The sequence below is a fragment of the Burkholderia sp. SRS-25 genome, from assembly GCF_004343765.1.
Classification (GTDB): domain Bacteria; phylum Pseudomonadota; class Gammaproteobacteria; order Burkholderiales; family Burkholderiaceae; genus Burkholderia; species Burkholderia contaminans.
This window is the reverse complement of record NZ_PTXM01000017.1, coordinates 126,821-145,194: the sequence shown is the minus strand read 5'-3', so window position 1 is coordinate 145,194 and position 18,374 is coordinate 126,821. Positions and strand designations below refer to the sequence as shown.

Sequence of the window (18,374 nt, the reverse complement as noted above, 5' to 3'; positions counted from 1 at the left end):
GGATCGTGAAAGATGGCGCGCTCACAGGCGCTCGATGATCGTGACGTTCGCGAGGCCGCCGCCTTCGCACATCGTCTGCAGCCCGTAGCGGCCGCCCGTGCGCTCCAGTTCGTGCAGCAGCGTCGTCATCAGCCGTGCGCCGGTCGCGCCGAGCGGATGGCCGAGCGCGATGCCGCCGCCGTTCGGGTTGGTTTTTTCGTGCGGGAAACGCGTATCGGCGAGCCATGCCTGCGCGACCGATGCGAATGCCTCGTTCATCTCGACGACGTCGATCTGCGACCAGTCGAGGCCGCTCTTCTTCAGCGCGGCCTTCGTCGCCGGAATCGGCGCGGTGAGCATCCACAGCGGATCGTCGCCGAGCACGCTCAGGTGATGAATGCGTGCGCGCGGCGTGAGGCCGTAGCGCTTCAAGGCATCCTCCGACACGATCAGCAGCGCGGCGGCCGCGTCGCAGGTCTGGCTCGCGACGGCGGCCGTCAGCGAGCCGCCCGGCGTCAGTGGTTCGAGCGTCGCCATCTTCTCCAGCGACGTGTCGGGGCGTGGCGTTTCGTCATGCAGAACGCCTTCGAGCGGCACGATTTCCCGCTTGAAATGCCCGGCCTCGATCGCCGCCACCGCGCGACGATGGCTTTCGAGCGCATAGCGCTCCATCGCGTCGCGCGACAGGTTCCAGTGATCGGCGATCCGCTGCGCGGCGACGAACTGCGATACCGGCGCATCGCCGAAGCGCGCGCGCCAGCCGGTGCTGCCCGAGAACGGGTCGTCGAAGCCGAGCGGCGCCGCGCAGGTCATCGCGGACGAGATCGGGATCTGCGTCATCGTCTGCACGCCACCGGCCACCACCACGTCCTGCACGCCGCTCATCACCGCCTGCGCGGCAAAGTGCACGGCCTGCTGCGACGAGCCGCACTGACGATCGACCGTCACGCCCGGCACCTGCAGCGGCAGCCCGGCCGCGAGCCAGCAGGTGCGCGCGATGTTGCCCGCGAGCGGGCCGATCGTGTCGACGCAGCCGAACACCACGTCGTCGTATTCATCGGCGGGAATCGCGTTGCGCTCGACCAGCGTCTTCAGCACGAAGCCGCCGAGGTCGGCCGCATGCACGTGCGCGAGCCCGCCCTTGCGGCGGCCGGTCGGCGTGCGCAGCGCGTCGACGATATAGGCTTGTTTCATCAGTTCGTTTCCTCGAAGTCGAAGGTCTGCGCGGGGCCGATCGGCAACGCATCGCCGAGGATCGCGTCGGCCACGCGGGCCTTGTGGAACGCGCTGTCGCCCCAGCTGCCGGAGAGCGCCCAGATGCGTTTCATGAAGATCTGCAGGTCGAGCTCCCACGTGTAGCCGATCGCGCCGTGCACCTGCATCGAGTGGCGCGCGGCAAGCTGCGCCGCCGACATCGCCGCGAGCTTCGCGTGCGACACGAACACCGCGCGCTGCGGATGGTCGTCGGCGATCGCCTGTGCGGCGCGTGCCACCACCGGTCGTGCGAACTCGTAGCGGATCGCGACGTCCGCGAGCAGGTGCTTGAGCGCCTGGTACGAACCGATCGCCTTGCCGAACTGCTTGCGCTGCGCGCTGTAGTCGATCGCGACGTCGAGCACGCGCTGCGTGAGGCCGAGCAGTTGCGCGGCGACCGCGAACGCGCCGTGGTCGAGCGCGCGATTCAGCAGCGGCGCGGCCGCGTCGGCGCCCGCGATGCGCGTGGCCGGCGACGGCTCCCAGTCGAGCGTGAACAGCCGCCGCGACGGGTCGACGCTGTCGACCGCACGCCAGGCGCACTGCGCGGGATCGACGCGGTGCAGTTCGCCGCGGTGCTCGCACAGCAGCGTCTGCGCGACGTGCACGTCGGCCGCATACGGGTTCACCGGATGCACGAGCGCGACGCGCGCGCGCCCTTCGGCGATGTCGCGCAGCAGCGCGTCGCGCCAGTCGCTCGCCGGCAGCCGCGCCAGCACGCCGGCCGACACGAGCGCCGTGTCGAGCAACGGCTCGGGGCTGCCGAAATAGCCGTAAGCGTGCGCGAGCAGCGCCCATTCCGCTTCGGTCAGGCCGAGGCCGCCGTGCGCTTCGGGCACCGACACGGCCGTCAGCCCCTGCGACGCGAACAGCGCCCACAGGTCGTCCGAACGCCCGGTCGGCGTGGCCCACAGCTCGCGGATCAGCTCGGGGGTCATCTCGGTCATCAGCAGGCGCTTCACGCTGTCCGCGAGCGCTTCCTGGTCTTCATCGAATACGAAATCCATACGATGTCCGTTCTGTAAAGGTGGCGCCGGCGCGCTTACGCGCGCGGCATGCCGAGCATCCGTTCGGCGACGATGTTGCGCTGGATCTCGTTGGTGCCCGCGTAGATCGTGCCGGCCTGCGCAAACAGGAAGCCGTCGAGCCAGTGGCCGAGCGTCGCGTGCTGCGCGGCTGTCTGCGGGACGACCTCGCCGTGCGCGCCGAGGATGTCGAGCGCGGTCTGGTGCATGCGCAAATCGAGTTCAGACCAGAACACCTTGTTGGTGCTCGACTCCGCGCCGATATGGCCACCCTTCAGCAGCCGGCTCGCGGTCGCGTAGGTCGACAGCGCGTAGGCCTGCGCATCCATCCACGCCTGCACCACGCGCTCGCGCAGCGTCGGATCGCGGTCGGCGCTGTCACGGTGGGCGAGATACAGGTCGCGCAGCGCCTGCGCGGTGCGCTGGAACCGCGCCGGCGAACGCAGCATCAACCCCCGCTCGAAGCCGGCCGTCGCCATCGCGACCTGCCAGCCCGCGCCTTCGGCCGCGAGCCGGTTCTCGACCCGCACGCGCACGTCGTCGAAGAAGATTTCCGCGAAACCCGTCTGCCCGTTCAGTTGGCGGATCGGCCGCACCGTGATGCCCGGCGCGGACAGCGGCACCATCAGGAACGTGAGCCCGTGGTGGCGCGACGATTCGGGATCGCTGCGAAAGAGGCCGAACAGCCAGTCGGCCCATACCGCGCGCGTCGACCAGATCTTCTGGCCGTTCAGCACGTATTCGTCGCCGATGCGGGCGGCCGTCGTGCGGATCGCGGCCATGTCCGAGCCCGCGTTCGGCTCCGACCAGCCCTGCGCCCACACGTGCTCGCCGGCCGCCATCGCGGGCAGGAAACGCGCCTTCTGCTCCGTCGTGCCGAAATCCATCAGCGTCGGGCCGAGCAGGAAGATGCCGTTCTGGTTCACGCGCATCGGCGCGTCGGCACGCCAGTATTCCTCTTCGAAGATCAGCCACTCGATCAGGTCGCAGCCGCGCCCTCCGAGCTCGCGCGGCCACGTGACCATGCTCCAGCGGCCCGAATGCAGCGTGCGCTCCCATTCGCGGTGCGCGGCGAAGCCTTCCTCGGTGTCGAAGCTCGGCAGCCGCTCACGCGGCACGTGCGCGGCGAGCCATGCGCGGATCTCCGCGCGAAACGCCTGTTGCTGCGGCGTATAGGTCAGGTTCATGCGCGGGCCTCCTCGACGCTCGCCTGCGAGCCGAAACGCGCATCGCGCTTCTCGACGAACGCGGCGCGCGCTTCCGTCGAGTCGTTCGTCATGTACGCCTGCAGCGTGAAGCCCTGCTCCCAGCGGTACTTGCTCTCGAGATCGCCGTCTTCGACGCCGTTCAGCGCTTCCTTCGCGAGCCGCACCATCGCCGGGCTCTTCTCCGCGATCTTGCGGGCGATCGCGAGCGCCGCGTCGCGCAGCGTGCCGCGCGTCACGACCTGCTCGACCGCGCCGAGGCGGTACGCTTCGGCCGCGTCGATCATGTCGCCGGTGAAGTACATCGCGCGCACCTTCTGCACGCCGAACAACCGCTGCAGATGCGCGCCACCGCCCATCGCGCCGCGGTCGATCTCGGGCACGCCGAAACGCGCGCAGTCGGCTGCGACGACGATATCAGCCGCGCCGCAGATGCCGATCCCGCCGCCGAGCACGAACCCGTGCACGGCTGCGATCACCGGCTTCGGGTTGCGGTGCACCGCACGGAACGTCTCGTAGTTGCCCGCGTTGACCGCGACGATCCGCTCCGGATGCGCGGCCAGTTCCTTGATGTCGACGCCCGCGCAGAAGCCGCGCCCTTCGCCGCGCACGACGATCACGCGTACGTCGTCGTCCCCGCCGAGCGCGTCGAGCGCACGCGAGAGCGCGTGCCAGCCCTGCGCGTCGAGTGCGTTTACGGGTGGATGGGCGATCACCAGTTCGGCGATGCCGTCGGCGCGATCGATCCGGAACGGCGTCGCGCCGGCCGGTTGGTTGGATGTTGTCATCTGCACTGCCTCCCTGTGATGTCTTTCAAGCCGTCAAGCCGCCTGGGTCGCCGCCGCGCCGCGCAATGCGGCCAGTGCGTCGAGCCGCTCGCCGGCTTCCGCCACGATCCGCGCGATCAATGCGTCGCACGATTCGATCGCGCCGATCATCGCGGCCGCCTGGCCGCTCGGCAGCACGCCTTCATCCGGGCGGCCCTCGACGATCGCGCGCTGGATCAGGAACGGCGCGTTCGCGGCCATCAGCGTCTGGCTCGCCGTGTAGTCGTGCGAGCGCAGCGCCTTGATCGCGAGGCCGAGCATGTCAGCCGTGCTCAAGCCGTTCTGGCGGCGCCACGCTTCGGCGGTCTTCAGTGCGAACCACGTGCGGCGCAGCGGGCCGAAGCGCTCGAGCTTCAGCAGGTACGGGTTGTCGATCATTCGTTGCGGCAGCCCGTCGAGCGCGTCCGATACGCGAATGCGCGCCGGGTCGCCCACCGCGACGTAGCGCTCGAGCGTCTCGCGCGGCACCGGCGATTCGGCGCTCATCAGGAAGCGCGTGCCCATCGCGATGCCGGCCGCGCCGTACGCGAGCGCGGCGGCCAGCCCGCGACCGTCGAAAAAGCCGCCGGCCGCAACCACCGGCACGCGCACCGCGTCGAGCACCTTCGGCAACAGCAGCGTGGTCGGCACCGAGCCCGTGTGGCCGCCGCCTTCCGCGCCCTGCACGGTGACGATGTCCGCGCCGAGTTCGACCGCTTTCGCCGCATGCTTCGGCGCGCCGACGGTCGGCATGCAGACGATGCCGGCATCCTTGAAGCGGCGGATCGTCTTCGCATCGGGCCCGCGGCCGTAGCTCACCGCGCGCAGCTTGTGCTTGATCGCGAGCTCGACCACCTGCTGCGCGTTCTTCTGGAACATGTGGAAGTTGATGCCGAACGGCTGGTCCGTCAGCGACTTCACTTTCAGGATCTCGGCCTCGACCTGTCCGGGCTCGAGCGTTGCGCCGGCCAGGAAGCCGAAGCCGCCCGCGTTGCCGGTGGCCGCGACGAGCCGTGCATCGGCCACCCAGCCCATCGCGGTCTGCACGATCGGGTAGCGACAGCCGAGCAGGTCGCACAAAGGCGTGTGAAGCGTCGTGCTCATGCGGCGGCTCCGTTGACGGCAACCGGTGCCGGTGCCTGCGCCTGCGCGTCGCTGCGGTCCGCGCCGTTCGGCTGGCGCTGCGAGCTGGCCATGCTGCGTGCGTCGTAGCCGCCGAGGCGGTCGCCGCTCACCAGTTCGTTGTGCGCATGCGCGAAGTGATGCCATGCAAACGCCGCATCCATCGCTGCGCGCTTGCCCTGCAGTTCCTCGACGTGGTTCAGCGCCTGCTTGGTCAGCGTGAGCCCGAGGCGCGGCATCGTCGCGATCTTCGCGGCGACCGCGTAGGTTGCGTCGTGCAGCCGCTCGCGCGGCACCACGCGGTTGACCATCCCCATCTGGTACGCACGCTCGGCCGGCATCCGCTCGCCGAGGAACAGGAATTCCTTCGCGATGCGCGGGTTCAGCTCGTACGCATGCGCGAAATACTCGACGCCCGGAATCCCCATCCGCACGACCGGATCGGCGAAGAACGCATCCTCGGACGCGACGATCAGGTCGCACACCCACGCGAGCATCAGGCCGCCCGCGATGCACGCACCCTGCACCATCGCGATCGTCGGCTTCGGCAGGTCGCGCCAGCGCCGGCACATTCCGAGGTACACCTCCTGCTCGCGTGCATAGAGGAATTCGCCGCCTTCCTTGTCGACGTGGTCGTACCAGAGCGACGCGCGGTCGAACGACTCGTGGATGTCGCGGCCCGGCGTGCCGATGTCGTGGCCCGCCGAGAAATGCTTGCCCGCGCCCGCGAGCACGATCGCCTTCACCGCGTCGTCGTGCGCCGCGCGCCGGAACGCCGCGTCGAGCGCATACGTCATCTTCGAGTTCTGCGCGTTGTGATACTCGGGGCGGTTCATCGTGATCGTCGCGATGCCGTTCTCGACCGCGTAATCGACGACACCGTCGCCAAAGGTCACCTGGGTCGCTTCCATGTCGGACCTCATCCCCGGCGCGGCGCCGGATTGTTGCGCACGATCGTCGCGCGCAGGTTGTGCGGATCGAGCGCACGGACGATGCGCAGGTCGTCCGCGTTCGGCGGGGCCGTCGTGCCGAGGTCGGGTGCGGCAACCAGCGGGAAGCCCGTCGCGTCCTGCACCTCGTCGAAGCTCACGCCCGGATGCAGCGAACGCACGCGAATCGCATGGTCCGGCCCGCCGAAATCCATCACGCACAGGTCGGTGACGATGCTGCGCAGGTCGACGAAGGTCTTCATCCCGGGCAGCCGGCGCGCCGGGTTGTAGCCGACCGTGCACACCATGTCGACTTCGCGTTCGACGAACGTGCGCTTGCCGTGGCCGCTGACGAAGAACGAGTTCGCGTGGTTCGTCGTGTTGCCGGGGAAGCCGCGCGCGCCGAGCAGCTGGGTTTTCGGGCGCGCGTAGTCGTCGCCGAGCCACGAGATGTTGGCCTGGCCGAAGCGGTCGATCTGCGTCGGCATCACGAGCGCATGGCGGCGGCCGTGCCACAGGCAGTCGAACACGCGCTCGTAGGTCATCCAGCCGCTCACCTTCACGCGATAGCCGTCGGGGCGGGGCCCGAGCGGCACCGGCTCCTCGACGAGATACGCTTCGCCGTCGGTCAGCATCAGCCCGTTGTTGTATGCGAGCCGCGCGAGGCCGGCCGCGAGCCGCGGGCCCGTGCCGATGCCGGTCGCCAGCACTTCGCCGTCGTCGCGCCAGAGCCGCGCGGACGCGACGATCATCAGTTCCGCGAGGGAATGGTCGAGAGATTCGCTCACAGGCGCTCCTTTACAGAATCGGCAACGGCAGCGTCGTCACGTGCGACAGGCCGCCGACGCCTTCGAGGTACCGGCGTTCGTCCTGGCCGACCACGTCGCGCAGGTACGCCGTCGTTTTCGCATCGTCTTCCGCACTCGCGCAGTACGCGCGCAGGTGCGGCAGGTCCCAGCCGTAGGCCGGCCCGCACGACGTCGGGTGCGCGCCGCCCGGCGCATGCACGACGCCGGTGACGAGCGTGCGCTCGAACGGATTGCGTTTGGCGGCGTCGAGATCTTCGCTCGCGAGCGACGCATCGACCGTTTCCGCCGACACGTAGCAACGCTGCGCGGCACGCGCCATCCACGCATCGAAGAACGGATCCGGGCCGTCGATGCGCGTGTTGCCCATCCGGTCGGCCACGTTCACGTGCAGCAGCGCGACGTCGAGTTCGATCGCAGGCATCGCGAGCAGCGTTTCGCCGTCGTCGTACGGCGATTGCACGGTGCGCAGTTGCGGCGCGTGATCGAGCAGCGCGGTGCCGAGCCCGGCGCGGGTCGGCAGGAACGGCAGGCGCGCGGCGGCCGCGCGCAGGCCGAGCTGCAGCATCCCTTCGTCGAGTTCGAGCACGTCGACGCGGCCCTGCTCGCGAGCGCGGCGGAAATGCGGTTCGAGCGGAATCACGTCGAGCGACACGAAGCCGAACACCACCTTGCGCACCTTGTTCGCGGCGCACAGCAGGCCGACATCGGCGCCGCCGTACGCGACGATCGTCAGGTCCTTCAGGTTCGAGCGCGCGATCTCGCGCACCAGCGCCATCGGCTTGCGCCGCGGCCCCCATCCGCCGATGCCGATCGTCATGCCGTCGGCGAGTTGCGCGACCACGTCGCGCGCGGACATCGTCTTGTCGAGAGGTTTCATCGTCATCGTGCTGGCTTACCGGTATCCGATGCTGAAATCGTGGCCCCACTGGCTCACCTTCGTGGCCTCGAACACCGCGTGCTTCGACCAGTCGACCGTGAGGCCGCCGAAGCCGTATTCGAGATCGAAGCCGCCGGGGGTCTTCATGTAGAAAGAGATCATCTGGTCGTTGCAGTGGCGGCCGAGCGTCGCGGACATCTTCACGTCGTGCGCGGCCACGCGATCGAGCGCGCGGCCCACTTCGTCCATCGAGTCGACTTCGGCCATCACGTGCACGCAGCCCGACGGCACGGTCATCTCGAACAGCGCGAGGCTGTGATGGCGCGCGTTGCGGCAGTGCATGAAGTGGATGCGTTTCTCGGGTTCGGCCGGATCGGGCGTGAACTTCACGCGATAGATGTCGGACAGCTCGAAGCCGAGCACATCGCGCACGAATGCGTCGGTCGCGTCGAACTGCGGCGCGGGCAGCACCGCGTGGCCGAGCCCCATGTCGCCGGTGACGAAGCGCGCGACGCCCAGCGGCGACACGAAGCGGCGGAAGTCGCAGCGCGCGCCCCAGTACAACTCGTGGCGGTTGCCGGACGGATCGGTACACCACGCCATCGCCTGCACGCGGCGCAGCGCGGCTTCGTCGCGAGTGGCGCGCACCGGCTCGACGCCCGCGCGCTGCAATGCAGCCAGCGCGGCATCGAACGCGGCGCCGTCGGGCAGTTCCCAGCCCGACGCGGAATAGCGGTCGGTCGAGCCGGGAACGATCACGTAGCGGAAATCGCGCTCGTCCATCTTCAGGTACAGCGCGCCGTCGGGCGCGTCGAGCGCCTGCATGCCCAGCACGTCCTCCGCGTAGCGGCGCCACGCATCGACGCGCGTCGCCTCGACGACGACATAGCCAAGCGCACGGACATCGATCATGTCGGCCTCCTCCTGGTTCAGAATCCGTTGTTCGTGAAAGGATTCTGGCCGGTCGGGGGTGGTGTCACATCGTCTGTTGGGACGAGGGGCGGCGGGGAATTGGCGCGGCCCATGTGCGCGCGCAAGCCCGGCGGGACGGGCTATGCAAGCGGAAGGAGACGGAGAGCAGGTGCGGGTTGCCGCAGCGCGGCAACCCGGATCAGTCGAACGGGTTCAGCAGCCGGACACCGGTGCGGGCGAAATCCGCGACGTTGCGCGTGACCACAGTGAGATCGTTGATCAGCGCGGTGGCCGCGATCAGCTTGTCGAGTTCGTGGGTCGGATCGGGCACGCGCAAATGCCCCCACATCTGGCTGATCTCGATGTCGACCGGCAGGATGTTCGGCGCATAGCCGGACAGGATGGTCGCCATCCAGGCCTCGAGCGCCGACGCCTGGGGATGATCGCCGCGATGACGGATCAGATCGACGCCGCGGCGAAGTTCAGCAACCGTTACGACGGAAAGGTAAAGCGGGCTTGCGTCCGCCGCGGCCTGCCTGAAAAACGCCCGTACGCCACGGTTGGTTCGCTTGCCCTTCCTGATTTCGCTGATGATATTCGTGTCAATCAAATACACGCCTGGCCTCGCCGGAATCCTGAACACGTTGAAAATCCGCGTCGTCGCCAACATCGGGCATGCTCATCAGCACTTGCGCAAATGTCTTTCGCTTCGGCCGGCCGAGCGCATCGGCCAGGATGGCCCGATGTTCGGCCTCGGCACTCCTGCCATTTGCCGCAGCCTGCTCGCGCAGGCTCTGAACGATACTGTCATCCACGTTACGCACCAGTAGATTTGCCATGAGATCCTCCATCCGGGTTTGATATCAATGATAGCGCCATGAGGGCGAATTGCAATCATTGCTATCATCGCCGTTGACGGAAGGAGGACGGTGATTGGCGTCGGCGAACGGCAACGGGCCGCATGAATCCTCTCGGCATGCGCCGCTCGCCCGACGGGTCGAATTGCTGTCTGCAAGGTAAGCCGGAACGGAACGGTAGAAAAGACGGCCGATCGGCTATTCACCCCGTCTTGTGAAGGCGCACGCACACGCTGCAGCGACGCGGGTGCATTCACCGCCTCCACGCGCTCGGCCACGTCGGCCTTGCTCCGATAGCCCACCGCGACCGGCACGCCGGCACGCGCAAACTCGAGCGCGACACCCTGCCCGATCCCGCCGCTGCCGCCGAACACCAGCACCGCGCCCTGCGCAAACCCGTTGTCGTTCATGCGTTCATCCCGTTCGTGTGTCGCGGCGGCGCCCACGCTCAGGCCGCCGCTTCGGTCCCCGCCCGCAGGCGGTACTTCAGCACCTTGCCGGCCGCGCTCGTCGGCAGTTGCTCGACGAACGTGAAATGCCGCGGCACCTTGTAGTTCGCCATGTTGCGGCGGGCCCAGTCGTTCAGTTCGTCGGCATCGGCATGCACGCCCGGCCGCAGCACGACATACGCGTGTCCGACTTCGCCGAGCCGCGTATCGGGCACACCGACCAGCGCAACCTGCGCGATCGCCGGATGCGCGGCGAGCAGCCGCTCGATCTCGGCCGGGTAACAGTTGAAGCCGCCGACGATGAACATGTCCTTGATGCGATCGGTGATCTTCAGGTTGCCGTTCGCATCGACGCAGCCGAGATCGCCCGTATGCAGCCAGCCGTCCGCATCGATGGCCTCGCGCGTCGCGTCCGGCTGGTTGAAGTAGCCGCGCATCACGTTGTAGCCGCGCACCCAGATCTCGCCGGTCTCGTCCGGCCCGAGCGGCGCGCCGCCTTGGCCCGCGATGCGCAATTCGACGTCCGGCATCGGGCGCCCCGACGTATGGGCAACGGTTTGCGCATCGTCGCCCTGGCGGCACAGCGTCGCGAAGCCGCACGATTCGGTCAGCCCGTAGCCGGTCAGCACCGTCTCGAAGCCGAGTTCCGCGCGCATCCGCTCGATCAGGCTCGGCGCGATCGCCGCCGCGCCCGTCACCGCGATCCGCAGCGACGACAGGTCGCGCGTCGCGCGATCGGGTGCGTCGAGCAGCGCGTAGTACAGCGTCGGCGGGCCGGGCAGCACCGAGACGCGATCGTCGGCGACGCGCCGCAGCACGTCGGCCGGCTGGAACACGAGATGCGGCAGCACGGTCGCGCCGCTCGACAGCGCGGCGAGCCAGCCGGCCTTGTAGCCGAACGTGTGGAAGAACGGATTGACGATCAGGTAGCGGTCGTCGGCGCGCACGCCGGCGATCGCCGCCCACGCCTGCGCGGCGCGCAGGTTCTGGCCGTGCGCGGTCATCACGCCTTTCGGGCGGCCCGTCGTGCCGGACGTGAAGATCAGGTCCATCACGGTGTCGGGCGTGACCTGCGCCTCGCGTTCGCGCACCGCGGCCAGCGGCACCTCGGCGCCGCGCGCGAGGAACGCGCCCCAGGTCTCGTCGCGCGCACCGGCTGGCGGCTCGCCGTCGAACACGACAACGCGCTCGAGCGTCGCGGGCCGGTGCGGCGCGAGCATCGCCGGATAGGATTCGCCGAGGAAGGTGCCGCAGCAGAAGAGCAACCGTGCGCCGCCGTCGTGCAGGATGCCGCCCACCTCCATCCCCTTCATCCGCGTATTGACCGGCACGAGGATCGCGCCGACGGTGTGGATCGCCAGCGCCGCGACGATCCATTGCGGCAGGTTCGGCGCCCACACCGCGACGCGGTCGCCTGTCTCGATGCCGCTCGCGAGCAACGCGCGGGCCGCGTCGACGCGTGCCGCATCGAGTTCCGCATAGGTCAGCCGGCCATGCTCCGACTCGATCGCCGGATGCGCGCCGTGGCGCGCGGCTGCCCGGGCGATCAGCGCGGGCGTGGTCAGGATTTCGTTGTCCATCGTCTTGGATCAGGTTAGCCGTGCGCGCCGCCGGCGCGACGGCTCAGTCGGGAAACACCACGCGCAGCGCGTCGCTCGCGGGCCGTGCACAGCAGGCGAGCGTCCAGCCGGCCGCGATCTCGTCGTCGTCGAGCACGTGGTTGCTGTCGAGCGCGACTTCGCCACGCTCGATCCGGCACATGCACGCGCCGCACTGCCCCATCCGGCAGGAATTCGGCGCCGGCACGCCCGCGCGCAGCATCGCGTCGAGCAGCGTTTCGCCGGGGGCGCTGTCGAACGCAAACGCGTCGCCGTCGAGCACCGTCTCGATCGCCGCGCCGTCGCCGGGTGCCGAGGCCGCCGCTGCGACGCCTGACGCCGTCGTATCCGCCGACGCCGGTGCCAACGCCGACGCCGGTGCATCGGGCAGCGATGCAAAACGCTCGACATGTACCCGCGAGCGCGGCAGCCCGAGGCCGAGCATCGCGGCCAGCGCGTTCTCCATGAACAGCGCGGGCCCGCAGATGAACGTCTCCTGCTGGCTGAACGGCCGAGCGAGTTCCTCGAGATGGCGCTGCTGCGGGATGCCCTGCACACTGTCGAGCCAGTGGATCACGCGCACACGGCCCGGATGGCGCTGCGCGAGCTGCTGCAGCTCGGCACGGAAAATCACCGAGCGCTCGTCGCGGTTCGCGTAGATCAGCGTCAGCATCCCGCGTCCGTGCACGAGCGCCGATTTCAGGATCGACAGCACCGGCGTGATGCCGCTGCCGCCCGCGAACAACAGCAGGTCGCCATCGAGCGTGCGCGGCGTGAAGACACCAGCCGGCGGCAGCACGTCGAGCGCATCGCCCGCGCGAATGCGGTCGCACAGCCAGTTCGACGCGCGGCCGTCGCGCACGCGCTTGACGGTGATCTTCGGCGCGGGATCGATGCCGGGCGCGCTCGACAGCGAATAACAGCGCGCGACGGACGCATCCGCGCACGGCACGTTCAGCGTCAGGAACTGGCCGGGCCGGTACGCGAATGCGTCGCGCAAAGCGGCCGGCACGTCGAACACGAACGAGCACGCGTCGTCGCTTTCGGCAATCACGTCGGCCACGGTCAGCCGATGGAAGCGCGAATCGCTCATGGCCGGCTCCTCACGTCACGCGGCCGCACGGGCCACCGGCGCGCCGGGCGTCGTGTAGGCGCCGTCGAGATAGACGAGCGGATCGACGTCGCCGCTCATCAGCACCTCGCGGATGCGCCCGATGAACACCGTATGCGTGCCGTATTCGAAGCGGCCGTCCTGCTCGCACACGAGGCTCGCCTGCGCGTCACGCAGGTACGGCACGCCGAGCGCCGACGTGTGCCAGTCGCCGGTCGTGAAGCGCGCCTCGCCCTTCAGGCGGCCGCTGCAATCGATCGCGATGCCTTCGTGGGCCGCCGACAACACGTTCACGCAGAACCCGGCGCCCGCGTCGAGCGGTGGATACAGCGACGCGCTGCGGTTGATGCAGATCAGCAGCGAAGGCGGATCGGTCGACAGCGAATCGACCGCCGTCGCGGACATCGAGTAGCGCCGGCCGTCGTGCGCACTGCTGATGACCGTGACGGAGCGCGCGAGGCGGCGCATCGCGAGCAGCATGTCGGTGCGCAGCGGATGGGGGGTGAGATCGCTCATCATTGGACTCCGTCAAGTTCAGTCGTGGATGGCCGGGCGGGCCAGCCGCCGGCGTCGGCTGCGCGAGCAGCCAGGTGGTCGGCCGCGAGATACCCGAAGGTCATCGCCGGGCCAAGCGTCGAGCCCGCGCCGGGGTAGCTCACGCCCATCATCGATGCGCTGGTGTTGCCGATCGCATAGAGGCCGTCGATCGGCTCACCGTCGGCGCGCAGCACGCGGGCGTGCACGTCGGTGACGAGGCCCCCCTTCGTCCCGATGTCGCCCGCGTCGATCCGCACCGCATAGAACGGCGCCTGGTCGACCGGCCCGAGGCACGGGTTCGGCTTGTTCTGCGGATCGCCGTAGTACGTGTCGAACAGGTTGTCGCCCTTGCCGAACGCTTCGTCGATCCCGGTGGCCGCGTAGCGCGCCATGTCGCGCAGCGTGTCGTGCAGGCCGGCGGCGTCGACGCCGATGCGCGCAGCCAGCGCGTCGATCGTGTCGGCCTTCACGATCACGTCGCGGAACGCGGCCGGAATCCGAGAGTTGGGCATCATCGACGCCGGCATGATCGGCCCGCACGGATACTTGCGGCGAAACCGCGCGTCGAACACCATCCACGCGGGTACGCTCGCGCCGGTGCGCGCATGGTCGCGATACATCGCCGGCACGAATTCGGAATACGGCGCGGCTTCGTTGACGAAGCGCTTGCCGAGGCGGTTCACGATCACGCAGCCCGGCAGGTTGCGTTCGACGAACAGCGCGCGCTGCTTCTCCTCGCCCGCGACACCGACCGTCGGCGCGCCCCACACGTGCGCCATCAGCGCCAGCGCGCCGCCGAGCCGATGGCCTTCGGCGATCGCGTCGCCGGTGTTGGCCGGCGGCGTCGCGCTCCACTGCGCCTGCGTCGGCTGCGGCAGGTAGCACTCGCGCATCGGCTGGTTGCGCTCGAAGCCGCCCGCGCCGAGGATCACGCCGCGTCGCGCCGCAATCGTCACCGGCTGCCCGAAGCGCTGCGCGCGCACGCCGGTCACGCGGCCGTCGACGTCGAGCAGGTCGCGCATCGGCGTGTCGAGCCACACGGGCACGTTGCGGTCGAGCAGCGCGCGGCGCAGCCCGCCGATCAGCGCATTGCCGAGCGTCAGGCGCCGGTCGCGCCGCGTGCGGCGGCGCATCCCGATATCGAGCCAGTAGCGGCCGAACTGCGCGATCGCGAGCTTCATGAAGCCCGGCCCGCGCGAGAACAGCGTATGCGCCTCCTTCGACGTCACGGCCACGCGCCCGCCGATCAGCGTACCGGGCGACGCCGGCCGCAGCCGGTCGAATTCGTCGCCCAGCAGCGCGCCGTCGAACGGCATCGGATCGAGCGCGCGGTAGCCCGGCATCGCGCCCGGCACCTTCTGGAAATAGTCCGCGTACTTCGGCAGCGACTGGTAACGCACCGGCGTCTTCGATTCCAGGTAGCGCAGCATCTCCGGCGCGCGGTCGAGATACGTGTCGATCTTCTCGGGCGTCGATTCGCCTGCCACGCACGCTTCGATGTAGCCGCGCGCGGCCTCGCGCGAATCGGTCGCGCCCAGCTCGGCGATGTGGTGGTTGCACGGCACCCAGATGCCACCGCCCGACACGGCCGACGTGCCGCCGTACAGCGCCGTCTTCTCGATCACGACGACGGACAGGCCGCGGTCGGCCGCGCGGCACGCGGCGAGCAGCGCGCCCGCGCCCGAACCGACGACCACCACGTCGAACACGTATTGCTGTGCTTGCGGGTCGTTCATCTCGGCCTCGTCAGATGAAGAAGTCGGTGTTCTCGCGGCCGAGCATCACGGCGCCGAGGTTCTGCCCGAAACGGTCCACGTTGTTCGCGTAGTGCGCGCGGGCCGCATGCAGGTCGAGGAAGCGGCGCACCAGCGGATTGCGGTGATAGATGCCGTTGCCGCCCGCGTAGCGCAGCAGCGCGTTCGCGGCCTGCGCGCAGCGCTCGGCGACCTGCGCGGACTGGTAGCGGAAATGCACGCGGCGCTCGATCGACACGGCCGGGCCGCCGGTGACGGACGCCATCAGTTCCGCGAAATTGCGCTTGAGCAGCACCTGCATCTCGTCGATCGCGACGGCCGCGTTCGCGCACGCGCTCTGCGCACCCGGATCGTCGGTCGTCTTCGCGCCGCTGTTGGCCGACACGCGCGTGGCCGCGTAGCCGGTGAAATCGTCGAGTGCGCCCTGCAGCGCGCCGATGCACGACGTGCACACCGCGCGCACGAAGATCTGCGCGAACGGCAGCCTGAACAGCGGCGCATCGTTCACGGCGAGACCGGGGCTCGTGCCCCTCATCCCGTCGATCGCCTTGTGCGTCCGGTACGCGGGCACGAACACGTCGTCGACGACGATGTCGTGGCTGCCCGTCGCGCGCAGGCCGAGCACGTCCCAGTCCTGCTGGATCCGGTAGTCGGATTTCGGCAGCAGGAAGGTGCGGTATTCGGGCGGCTGGCCGGCAACGGCTGCCGGCACCAGCGCGCCGAGGAACACCCACTCGCACAGTTCGCTGCCGCTCGAGAACTTCCAGTGGCCCGACAGGCGGAAGCCGCCGTCGACCGGCGTCACGCGGCCCACCGGCATGTAGGTTGACGCGATCAGCGTCGCCGGATCGTTGCCCCATACGTCCTGCTGCGCGCGTTCGTCGAACAGCGCGAGCTGCCAGTTGTGCACGCCGACGACGCCGTACACCCACGCGGTCGACATGCAGCCGCGCGCGAGCGCCATCTGGATGTCGAAGAAGGCCTGCGGATCGAGCTCGTAGCCGCCGTAGCGCTTCGGCTGCAGCACCTTGAAGAAGCCGGCGGCCTGCATGTCGGCGATCGTCTCGGCCGGGATCCGGCCCTGCGCGTCCGCCTGCGCGGCGCGGCCGGCCAGCGTCGGCGCCAGTGCCTCGGCCCGGGCGATCAGCGTGGCGGCCAGTGCGTTCGAATCGTTGTCGCGATGCACGAATGTCTCCTGTGGAACGGGGGCCGCGCCGCGGCGCCTGCCCCGCTCTCGTTCAAAGTTGTTCGGCGCGGCCTGGCCGCGGGCGATGCTCGCCACCACCGATGGTCGGCTTCGCGCGACCGCGCCGCATCGTCCGACCGGACGGGACGACGGGCGCGGCCTCGAACATCACGCGCAGGCGCGCTCCTTCTCGCGATTGAAGAACGGGATCACGTGCTCGCCGATGTTGCGGATCGTCTCCATCTGCGCGTCGTGCGGCACCGTGCCCATCTGGCACAGGAACAGCACTTCGTCGACGCCGGCTTCCTGCAGGCGGCCGACATAGCCGATGCAGTCGTCCACCGTGCCGTACGCATGGTTCGGGTTCATCATCGCGAGCGCCGGGTCGGCGAAGTTCACGACGACTTCCTCCGACGCGAAGCGCGAGCGGATCACCATCTCGCCGGTGTCGGCCTGCACGAGGTCGTCGCCCCACTTCGCCGGGTCCGGACGCTCGCCGCCCGTGTACCAGTACGCGAGCGATTCCATGAAGTAGCGCTGCCCGCGGATGCCGATCTTGCGGGCGGCCTGGCCATCGGCCATCACGACCGTCGGGCACAGCGCGGCAAGGTGCTGGGTCGGGCGGAAGCCGACCTGGTCTTCCGGCTTGCGGTTCGCCCATGCTTCGCGGTACACGGCGTTCTTCTTCGCGACTTCGTCGGGGCCGCCGAAGCCGAGCACCAGCGCGCCCATCCCGCGCTGGCCGGCGCGCAGCAGCGCGTCGGTGTTCGTGCAGGCGAGGTACATCGGTGGATGCGGATCCTGGAACGGCTTCGGGTGGATCGGACGCTTCGGAATCTTGATGTACTTGCCGTCGTGCTCGATCTCGTCCTGCACGAACATCTTCGGCACGAGGTACATCGATTCGTCGATCATCGGCTGCAGTTCGTTGAGGTCGTAGCCGAACGCACCGGCTTCCTGCTGGCTGCCGCCCTTGCCGACGCCGAAGTGCACGCGGCCGCCGGACAGGATGTCGAGCAGCGCGACGCGCTCCGCGACCTTGATCGGGTGGTTCATCGCCGGCGGCAGGCACACGACGCCGTGGCCGAGGCCGATGCGCGTCGTGCGGCCGGCCAGGTACGCAAGGAAGGTTTCCGGCGCGCTCATGTGCGCATAGTTGGTCAGCGACGTATGCTCGACGCACCAGATCGTGTCGAAGCCGACCTGCTCGGCGAGCAGCGCCTGTTCGACCGTCTCCTTGAATACCCGGTGGTCGCCCTCGCGCGATGCGTCGGTGGTCTGGGCTTCGTAGATGAGGGAAAACTTCATTGCGTGCGTCTCCATGGTTGTTGGACGAGTCGGGTCGTGCAGCCCGCCCGCACGATACGGACGAAGCGCGACGGTCCACGAATGGGAGTGTCGGCGCGCGCACGGGTGCGGGCATCGTCTGTTCGGAGTACCGGCGCGCCCGCGGGGACAGAGGGGTTTCACCGTCATCCGATCGGACTGCGTGAGCGCGCGGACGGCGCGCTAGCATCGAACGGCGGGCGCGTGGCGCGCACCGATCAACGACAAGGGAGAGCGGGAATGAAGGTATCGATGCTGCTGTATCCGGTCGACGACATCGACACGGCGCTGCCGCTGTTCGTCGACGGGCTGGGCCTGAGCGTGAAGTTTCGCGACGGCGACCGTTATTGCGCGCTCGACGGCGGCCCGCTGACGATCGCGCTGGTGGCGGGCGACGAGCAGATCGTCGAGCGCGCGGCGCTCACGCTGCGCGTGGACGAGGACGACGACCTGTATGCGGCGATGGCGCGAGTGGTCAAGGCCGGCGCATCGGTGCGCGTGCCCGTGCAGGCCGGGCCGCACGAATACCGCGCGGTGCTGGAGGACAAGAACGGCGCGCTGCTCGTGATTTCGCAGAAACGGGCCGCATGACGGCCCGCGGCGCCGGCGCCCGATGCGGGTGCCGCGCGTGTGGCAGG

The 18,374-nt window shown here is 69.2% G+C and carries 18 protein-coding genes; 1 reads left to right on the top strand and 17 read right to left on the bottom strand.

The window, feature by feature from the left end:
* Nucleotides 1–21: 21 nt before the first annotated feature.
* From C5O79_RS23850 to C5O79_RS23760, 17 genes are all read right to left on the bottom strand, one after another.
* Complete coding sequence (locus tag C5O79_RS23850) at nt 22–1,173, bottom strand: acetyl-CoA C-acetyltransferase (protein ID WP_122475977.1); 1,152 nt, start codon at nt 1,171–1,173, stop codon at nt 22–24.
* Nucleotides 1,173–2,240, bottom strand: a complete 1,068-nt coding sequence (locus C5O79_RS23845; protein ID WP_122475979.1) for an acyl-CoA dehydrogenase family protein — start codon at nt 2,238–2,240, stop codon at nt 1,173–1,175. The genes C5O79_RS23850 and C5O79_RS23845 overlap by 1 nt, the downstream gene beginning before the upstream one ends.
* 35 nt (nt 2,241–2,275) lie before the next feature.
* Nucleotides 2,276–3,445 carry an acyl-CoA dehydrogenase family protein gene (locus C5O79_RS23840; RefSeq protein ID WP_122475981.1) on the bottom strand — a complete coding sequence of 390 codons (1,170 nt, stop codon included), beginning with the start codon at nt 3,443–3,445 and terminating at the stop codon, nt 2,276–2,278.
* Nucleotides 3,442–4,251, bottom strand: coding sequence for an enoyl-CoA hydratase family protein (locus C5O79_RS23835; protein WP_131931806.1), 810 nt, complete (start codon nt 4,249–4,251; stop codon nt 3,442–3,444). The genes C5O79_RS23840 and C5O79_RS23835 overlap by 4 nt, the downstream gene beginning before the upstream one ends.
* A gap of 33 nt (nt 4,252–4,284) precedes the next feature.
* The gene (locus C5O79_RS23830; protein WP_122475986.1) at nt 4,285–5,373 is read right to left on the bottom strand and encodes a nitronate monooxygenase; all 1,089 of its coding nucleotides are present in this window, start codon (nt 5,371–5,373) and stop codon (nt 4,285–4,287) included.
* Nucleotides 5,370–6,302, bottom strand: a complete 933-nt coding sequence (locus C5O79_RS23825) for an enoyl-CoA hydratase (RefSeq protein WP_122475988.1) — start codon at nt 6,300–6,302, stop codon at nt 5,370–5,372. The genes C5O79_RS23830 and C5O79_RS23825 overlap by 4 nt, the downstream gene beginning before the upstream one ends.
* Before the next feature lie 8 nt (nt 6,303–6,310).
* Nucleotides 6,311–7,108 (bottom strand): ketoacid CoA transferase, encoded by a 798-nt coding sequence (locus C5O79_RS23820; RefSeq protein ID WP_122475991.1) that lies wholly within the window; start codon nt 7,106–7,108, stop codon nt 6,311–6,313.
* Between the two features lie 10 nt (nt 7,109–7,118).
* A complete protein-coding gene (locus C5O79_RS23815) occupies nt 7,119–8,012 on the bottom strand; it encodes a CoA-transferase (RefSeq protein ID WP_131931804.1) in 894 nt (297 codons plus the stop codon).
* A 9-nt stretch (nt 8,013–8,021) separates the two neighbouring features.
* Nucleotides 8,022–8,918 (bottom strand): VOC family protein, encoded by an 897-nt coding sequence (locus C5O79_RS23810; RefSeq protein WP_047849875.1) that lies wholly within the window; start codon nt 8,916–8,918, stop codon nt 8,022–8,024.
* Nucleotides 8,919–9,117: 199 nt separating this feature from the next.
* Nucleotides 9,118–9,534, bottom strand: coding sequence for a type II toxin-antitoxin system VapC family toxin (locus tag C5O79_RS23805; RefSeq protein WP_226148243.1), 417 nt, complete (start codon nt 9,532–9,534; stop codon nt 9,118–9,120).
* Nucleotides 9,521–9,757 (bottom strand): DNA-binding protein, encoded by a 237-nt coding sequence (locus tag C5O79_RS23800; RefSeq protein ID WP_039351245.1) that lies wholly within the window; start codon nt 9,755–9,757, stop codon nt 9,521–9,523. The genes C5O79_RS23805 and C5O79_RS23800 overlap by 14 nt, the downstream gene beginning before the upstream one ends.
* 466 nt (nt 9,758–10,223) lie before the next feature.
* Complete coding sequence (locus tag C5O79_RS23790) at nt 10,224–11,804, bottom strand: FadD3 family acyl-CoA ligase (protein WP_122475994.1); 1,581 nt, start codon at nt 11,802–11,804, stop codon at nt 10,224–10,226.
* Between the two features lie 43 nt (nt 11,805–11,847).
* The gene (locus C5O79_RS23785; protein WP_122475996.1) at nt 11,848–12,915 is read right to left on the bottom strand and encodes a ferredoxin--NADP reductase; all 1,068 of its coding nucleotides are present in this window, start codon (nt 12,913–12,915) and stop codon (nt 11,848–11,850) included.
* A gap of 15 nt (nt 12,916–12,930) precedes the next feature.
* Nucleotides 12,931–13,449, bottom strand: a complete 519-nt coding sequence (locus C5O79_RS23780; protein WP_081421049.1) for a flavin reductase family protein — start codon at nt 13,447–13,449, stop codon at nt 12,931–12,933.
* Nucleotides 13,449–15,206, bottom strand: a complete 1,758-nt coding sequence (locus C5O79_RS23775) for an FAD-dependent oxidoreductase (RefSeq protein WP_122475999.1) — start codon at nt 15,204–15,206, stop codon at nt 13,449–13,451. The genes C5O79_RS23780 and C5O79_RS23775 overlap by 1 nt, the downstream gene beginning before the upstream one ends.
* A gap of 10 nt (nt 15,207–15,216) precedes the next feature.
* Nucleotides 15,217–16,410 (bottom strand): acyl-CoA dehydrogenase family protein, encoded by a 1,194-nt coding sequence (locus C5O79_RS23770; protein WP_122476001.1) that lies wholly within the window; start codon nt 16,408–16,410, stop codon nt 15,217–15,219.
* Nucleotides 16,411–16,578: 168 nt separating this feature from the next.
* Nucleotides 16,579–17,718 (bottom strand): LLM class flavin-dependent oxidoreductase, encoded by a 1,140-nt coding sequence (locus C5O79_RS23760; RefSeq protein WP_069252948.1) that lies wholly within the window; start codon nt 17,716–17,718, stop codon nt 16,579–16,581.
* Nucleotides 17,719–17,976: 258 nt separating this feature from the next.
* Here C5O79_RS23760 and C5O79_RS23755 point away from each other — a divergent pair, with 258 nt between their 5' ends.
* Complete coding sequence (locus tag C5O79_RS23755) at nt 17,977–18,327, top strand: VOC family protein (protein ID WP_047849869.1); 351 nt, start codon at nt 17,977–17,979, stop codon at nt 18,325–18,327.
* The last annotated feature ends 47 nt before the right edge of the window (nt 18,328–18,374 follow it).

Bases quoted from the DNA above. Each gene is read 5' to 3' on its own strand.
- C5O79_RS23835 (WP_131931806.1), bottom strand. From the start codon at position 4,251: ATGACAACATCCAACCAACCGGCCGGCGCGACGCCGTTCCGGATCGAT.
- C5O79_RS23755 (WP_047849869.1), top strand. From the start codon at position 17,977: ATGAAGGTATCGATGCTGCTGTATCCGGTCGACGACATCGACACGGCG.
- C5O79_RS23790 (WP_122475994.1), bottom strand. From the start codon at position 11,804: ATGGACAACGAAATCCTGACCACGCCCGCGCTGATCGCCCGGGCAGCC.
- C5O79_RS23780 (WP_081421049.1), bottom strand. From the start codon at position 13,449: ATGAGCGATCTCACCCCCCATCCGCTGCGCACCGACATGCTGCTCGCG.
- C5O79_RS23760 (WP_069252948.1), bottom strand. From the start codon at position 17,718: ATGAAGTTTTCCCTCATCTACGAAGCCCAGACCACCGACGCATCGCGC.
- C5O79_RS23845 (WP_122475979.1), bottom strand. From the start codon at position 2,240: ATGGATTTCGTATTCGATGAAGACCAGGAAGCGCTCGCGGACAGCGTG.
- C5O79_RS23850 (WP_122475977.1), bottom strand. From the start codon at position 1,173: ATGAAACAAGCCTATATCGTCGACGCGCTGCGCACGCCGACCGGCCGC.
- C5O79_RS23810 (WP_047849875.1), bottom strand. From the start codon at position 8,918: ATGATCGATGTCCGTGCGCTTGGCTATGTCGTCGTCGAGGCGACGCGC.
- C5O79_RS23800 (WP_039351245.1), bottom strand. From the start codon at position 9,757: ATGGCAAATCTACTGGTGCGTAACGTGGATGACAGTATCGTTCAGAGC.
- C5O79_RS23775 (WP_122475999.1), bottom strand. From the start codon at position 15,206: ATGAACGACCCGCAAGCACAGCAATACGTGTTCGACGTGGTGGTCGTC.
- C5O79_RS23825 (WP_122475988.1), bottom strand. From the start codon at position 6,302: ATGGAAGCGACCCAGGTGACCTTTGGCGACGGTGTCGTCGATTACGCG.
- C5O79_RS23840 (WP_122475981.1), bottom strand. From the start codon at position 3,445: ATGAACCTGACCTATACGCCGCAGCAACAGGCGTTTCGCGCGGAGATC.
- C5O79_RS23830 (WP_122475986.1), bottom strand. From the start codon at position 5,373: ATGAGCACGACGCTTCACACGCCTTTGTGCGACCTGCTCGGCTGTCGC.
- C5O79_RS23815 (WP_131931804.1), bottom strand. From the start codon at position 8,012: ATGACGATGAAACCTCTCGACAAGACGATGTCCGCGCGCGACGTGGTC.
- C5O79_RS23785 (WP_122475996.1), bottom strand. From the start codon at position 12,915: ATGAGCGATTCGCGCTTCCATCGGCTGACCGTGGCCGACGTGATTGCC.